A 5,253-nucleotide genomic window follows, 5' to 3' on the forward strand; every position below is an offset into this window, starting at 1 on the left:
GGGATTTATCCCCGCTGGGCTGCGCAGCAGTCCCATAACCAGGCAACTCGGTGTGTCAGGTCGATCTCGTTCGACTGTTTTGGGGCCGCTGCGCAGCCAAACGGGGATAAATCCCCTCGCCACAGATAAATTAAATCCCCTCGCCACAGATCAATCCCATCACCACAAGGTCCCTTTAGCATCAAACAACTGCGTCAATCTGGGCCATTGCTTTGACGCCATTTTTCTGCTCCAGAATTGAATGGTCATTTGCCCTGCACGCCACTAAAGTGGCGTCTGGCCTGTAGCGTAGGACGCCTCCTGTCAGTTCCTTTCCCATGGTGAGTCAACGATTGACCCATAACGCCATTCAACGTCTTTTGCTGAAACGCTTCGCCTTGGCGGCCGCGACTTACGCGCTGGCACTGGTGTTGTTGTGGTTGGCATATTTCAGTGGTCATTACCTCGATTCGTTGCGCGATGTCATCATCGGCAGCGTGTTGGTGGTGTTGTGCCAGGCAGGGCTGTTCGCGCTGTTTATCACCGACCGCAATCTGCGGTTCGCCGACCCCAGTCTTACGGAAATGCAGGTACTGATCGGCCTGGGGTGGCAGACCTGGATGATGGCGCATCTGGACCAGGCTCGGGGCGTGTTCCTGGTGTTCTATGTGCTGATCCTGCTGTTCGGCCTGTTCCACTTGTCCCGTCGGGCCTTTGTGCGCTGCGCGATGCTGGTGTTTTTCAGCTTCACCGCCATTACCCTCTGGGACGGTTACTTCTTCAGGCTTCCCGACCCCACGCTCGCCGCGTTGCAGGTGTGCGTGCTGTTTATCGTGCTGGTGTGGCTGGTGCTTTATGCCAGTTACGTACAGAACTCGCGCCAACGTATGCGTCAGCGGCGGTTTGCCTTGCAGGCCCACCAGGACACCCTGCGCGGCATGATGCGTCAGCTCGAAGATCTGGTGGCCACGGATGAACTGACCGGCTTGTTCAACCGCCGACACTTCCTGCGCCTGGCGTCCCGTGAGCTCAATACCCTCCGGCCCAGTGTTGCCCATGGCCTGGCCTTGATCGACCTCGACCATTTCAAACGCATCAATGACCTGCACGGCCACGCCGCCGGTGATCAGGTCCTTCAGGCGTTCGCCAGCGTCGCCACGGCCTGCCTGCGCGAAGGTGACGTCCTGGCCCGTTACGGTGGCGAAGAGTTCGTCATGCTGCTGCCGGCCTGCGATCCCTCGCGGCTGACGGCCTGTTGCGAGCGGCTGCGGTTGGCATTTACTGAAGTCGAGTTGATCGGCTTGCAGGTCGGCTCCCTCAGCCTGTCAGTGGGCATGACAATGCTGGAGACGGGTGACGATCTGGACAACGCGTTGCAGCGTGCTGACCAAGCCTTGTACCGTGCCAAGCGAGACGGCCGCAATCGGTGCGCCGCCGCCTGGGAGAACGTCGATGCCTGAAGTAAAAGTCGCCGACCGGCAGTGGACGGTGGCGGCGGGCAGCAATCTGCTGGACACATTGAATCAGGGCGGCGTGGCCGTACCCTACAGTTGTCGCGCCGGCAGCTGCCATGCGTGTCTGGTGCAGTGCGTGAACGGTGACGTGCGCGACAGTCGGCCTGACGCCTTGAGCCCCGCGCAGCGCCAGCAGGGCTGGCGGCTGGCGTGTCAGTGCCAGGTGATCGAGGATGTGCAGATCCACACCTTTGACCCGCAACGCGACGGCCGTGCCGCCCGGGTGACGGCAGCGGATTGGCTGAGTCCCGACGTGCTGCGCTTGCGCATTATTCCTGAGCGGGCGCTGCGTTATCGGGCGGGCCAGCACCTGGTGTTGTGGGCCGGTGATGTCGCCCGACCGTATTCCCTGGCGAGCCTGCCCGAAGAAGACCGCTTCCTGGAGTTTCACCTCGATTGCCGTGAGCCCGGCCAGTTCATCGATGCGGCGCGACAGATGAAAGCGGGCGATCCGATTTTTCTCGGTGAGTTGCGCGGCGGTGCCCTGCATTACGATCCCGAGTGGCACGATAAGCCGCTCTGGCTACTGGCCGCCGGCACCGGCCTGGCACCGTTGTTCGGGCTTTTGCGCTCAGCCCTGCATCAACATCACCAAGGCACGATTCGTCTTATTCACGTGGCCCATGATGCCGCCGGGCACTATCTGGCCAAACCCCTGGCAGCGCTGGCGGCCAAGCATCAACACCTCACTGTGGAGCTGCTGACCACGGCCGAGGCGCCGTCTGCGTTGGCGCAACTGCGGCTTGTTTCCCGGCAAACCCAGGCCTTACTCTGCGGCCATCCCGACCGGGTCGAGGCCTTTGCCAAGCGCCTTTACCTGGCTGGCCTGCCGCGTAATCAACTGCTGGCCGATGTCTTCCTGACCCGTGGTTGAGCGCTGATCTTCAGACGCGAGACCGACCATGACCGACACCCTGCTGCTTGAACGCGAACGCGGCCTGTTGACCCTGCGCCTCAATCGCCCGGAAAAGAAAAACGCCCTGACCCGGGCCATGTACAGCCAATTGGCCCAAGCTTTGGCGATGGCTGACGTCGACCCGCAGATCAGCGCGGTGCTGATCTGCGGCTCCCACGACTGCTTCACCGCCGGCAACGATATTGTCGACTTTCTCGAACAGCCGCCGGCCGATCTCGACAACCCGGTATTCGAGTTCATGCTCAGCCTGCTCGATTGCCGCAAACCGGTGATCGCCGCGGTGGCCGGGCCGGCGGTGGGCATCGGCACCACGTTGCTGTTGCATTGCGACCTGGTCTACGTCAGCCGGGACGCGCGGCTGCGAATGCCGTTCGTCCGCCTGGGGTTATGTCCGGAATTCGGCTCCAGCCTGATCCTGCCGAGGCTGCTCGGCCAGGCCAGGGCCGCGCAGTTGCTGCTGTTGGGAGAGGGCTTGAGCGGCGAACAGGCGGCAGCCTGGGGCATCGCCACCGAGGCGCTGGACAGTGGCGAAGCGGCGTTGGCCAAGGCGCGGGACGTGGCACTGAGTTTCGAATCGCTGCCGGCTGAAGCGGTGCGCATCAGCAAACAACTGATGAAGGCCCCGGACCGGGAACAACTGCGTGCCGTGATCGAAGAGGAGGGCAGGCTATTCACCCAGCGACTGCGCTCGCCCGAGGCGTTAGAGGCGTTGTCTGGGTTTATCAACCGGCATTAGTTTTGTAGTGCATGGGCTGGCGCAATCGCGAGCAGGCTCGCTCCCACATTGGGTTTGTGTTGAACACATTTGCCATGAACACCAGAGATCCCCCGTGGGAGCGAGCCTGCTCGCGAAGGCGTCGGCACATTCAACATTGGAGCAAGCTGACCCACCGCTTTCGCGAGCAAGCCCGCTCCCACAAAGGAGTGGTGTTGAACACATTAGCCATGAACACCAGAGATCCCCCGTGGGAGCGAGCCTGCTCGCGAAGGCGTCGGCACATTCAACATTGGAGTAAGCTGACCCACCGTTTTCGCGAGCAAGCCCGCTCCCACATTGGGTTTGTGTTGAACACATTATTCATGAACACCACAGATCCCCTGTGGGAGCGAGCCTGCTCGCGATTGCGCCAGCCCCGGCAACACCTTTTTCAGACGGCAAAAACCAAAAAGCCCCGCCATTCACATGGCGGGGCTTTGGTTTTTCAGCGGTCGGTCACTCAGACCATCGGGTCGCCAACGTGCAGGATTTTCATCCCGTTGGTGCCGCCGATGGTGTGGTAGCTGTCGCCCTTGGTCAGGATGACCCAGTCGCCGGTTTGCACCACGCCGCGCTTGACCAGTTCGTCCACCGCAGCCTGGCTGACTTCGCCCGGTTGCAGGGCGGCCGGGTCGAACGGCACGGTGTAGACACCACGGAACATAGCGGCGCGAGCCTGGGTTTCGCGGTGCGGGGAGAACGCGTAGATCGGCACCGAGGAGCGGATGCGCGACATGATCAGCGGCGTGTAGCCACTTTCGGTCAGGGCGATGATCGCCTTCACGCCCGGGAAGTGGTTGGCGGTGTACATCGTCGCCAGGGCGATGCTCTCGTCGCAGCGCTCGAAGGTCTTGCCGATACGGTGGCTGGAGGTCTTGCTGGTGGGGTGCTTTTCCGCACCGATGCAGATGCGTGCCATGGCCTGCACCGCTTCGAGCGGGTAGAGGCCGGCGGCGCTTTCGGCCGAGAGCATCACCGCGTCGGTGTAGTCGAGCACGGCGTTGGCTACGTCGGACACTTCGGCGCGGGTCGGCATCGGATTCTGGATCATCGACTCCATCATCTGGGTCGCGACGATCACCGCTTTGTTGTGGCGGCGCGCGTGCAGAATGATCTTCTTCTGGATGCCCACCAGCTCGGCGTCGCCGATCTCCACGCCCAGGTCGCCACGGGCCACCATTACTGCGTCGGAGGCTTTGATCAGGCCATCGAGGGTTTCGTCGTCGGCCACGGCTTCGGCGCGTTCGATCTTGGCCACCAGCCAGGCGGTGCCGCCGGCTTCGTCGCGCAGTTGACGGGCGTATTCCATATCAGCCGCATCGCGGGGGAAGGACACGGCCAGGTAGTCGACTTCCATTTCTGCGGCCAGCTTGATGTCAGCCTTGTCTTTTTCAGTCAGGGCCGGGGCTGTCAGGCCGCCGCCGCGCCGGTTGATGCCTTTGTGGTCCGACAGCGGGCCGCCGATGGTCACGGTGCAGTTCAGTTCGGTGGCGGTGGCGGTGTCGACGCGCATCACCACGCGACCGTCGTCGAGCAGCAGCTCGTCGCCCACGCCGCAATCCTTGACCAGGTCCGGGTAGTCGATACCGACCACTTGCTGGTTGCCTTCGGTCAGCGGGTGGCTGGTGGAGAAGGTGAAAGTGTCACCAATTTTCAACTCGATGCGCTTGTTGGCGAATTTGGCGATACGGATCTTCGGGCCTTGCAGGTCACCCAGCAGGGCGACAAAACGGCCATGCTTGGCAGCGAGGTCGCGTACCAGCTTGGCGCGAGCCTTGTGCTCTTCGGGGGTGCCGTGGGAGAAATTCAGACGGGCAACGTCCAGGCCAGCCAGAATCAGCTGTTCGAGAACTTCCGGCGAGTTACTGGCCGGGCCAAGGGTAGCGACGATTTTGGTGCGACGGACGGACATGCAAGACTCCTCAGGTTCAAGCGCCAGCGAAGGCTACTATGCTCTTTGGGTGTAGTCATTGTTCATGTGCACTACTTTTTCGTTTGTTTTTCGAAATGAACATTCTTGAAAATTTTTGCGCCTTTAACCGCTAAAGCCGAACATTGCTCTTGTGGCGAGGGAGCTTGCTCCCGCT

5 protein-coding genes are annotated in these 5,253 nt (G+C 61.7%); 4 read left to right on the top strand and 1 reads right to left on the bottom strand.

The window, feature by feature from the left end; translation table 11 throughout:
* The 4 genes from HU811_RS27520 to HU811_RS24500 form a co-directional block, all read left to right on the top strand.
* Positions 1–241, top strand: a 241-nt coding sequence (locus tag HU811_RS27520) for a hypothetical protein (protein ID WP_225248487.1), incomplete at its 5' end; no start/stop codon positions are given.
* Positions 242–332: 91 nt separating this feature from the next.
* Complete coding sequence (locus tag HU811_RS24490) at positions 333–1,439, top strand: GGDEF domain-containing protein (RefSeq protein WP_186658570.1); 1,107 nt, start codon at positions 333–335, stop codon at positions 1,437–1,439.
* Positions 1,432–2,367: an iron-sulfur-binding ferredoxin reductase gene (locus HU811_RS24495; RefSeq protein ID WP_186658572.1), complete on the top strand. Its 936-nt coding sequence runs from the start codon at positions 1,432–1,434 to the stop codon at positions 2,365–2,367. Before HU811_RS24490 ends, HU811_RS24495 begins: the two co-directional genes overlap by 8 nt.
* Before the next feature lie 28 nt (positions 2,368–2,395).
* Positions 2,396–3,145 (top strand): enoyl-CoA hydratase-related protein, encoded by a 750-nt coding sequence (locus tag HU811_RS24500; protein WP_186658573.1) that lies wholly within the window; start codon positions 2,396–2,398, stop codon positions 3,143–3,145.
* Positions 3,146–3,626: 481 nt separating this feature from the next.
* Here the strand turns inward: HU811_RS24500 and pyk are convergent, their stop codons facing one another.
* Positions 3,627–5,078, bottom strand: a complete 1,452-nt coding sequence (gene pyk, locus HU811_RS24505; protein ID WP_092393429.1) for a pyruvate kinase — start codon at positions 5,076–5,078, stop codon at positions 3,627–3,629.
* Positions 5,079–5,253 lie beyond the last annotated feature (175 nt).

It is taken from the genome of Pseudomonas tehranensis (assembly GCF_014268615.1).
Lineage (GTDB): Bacteria > Pseudomonadota > Gammaproteobacteria > Pseudomonadales > Pseudomonadaceae > Aquipseudomonas > Aquipseudomonas tehranensis.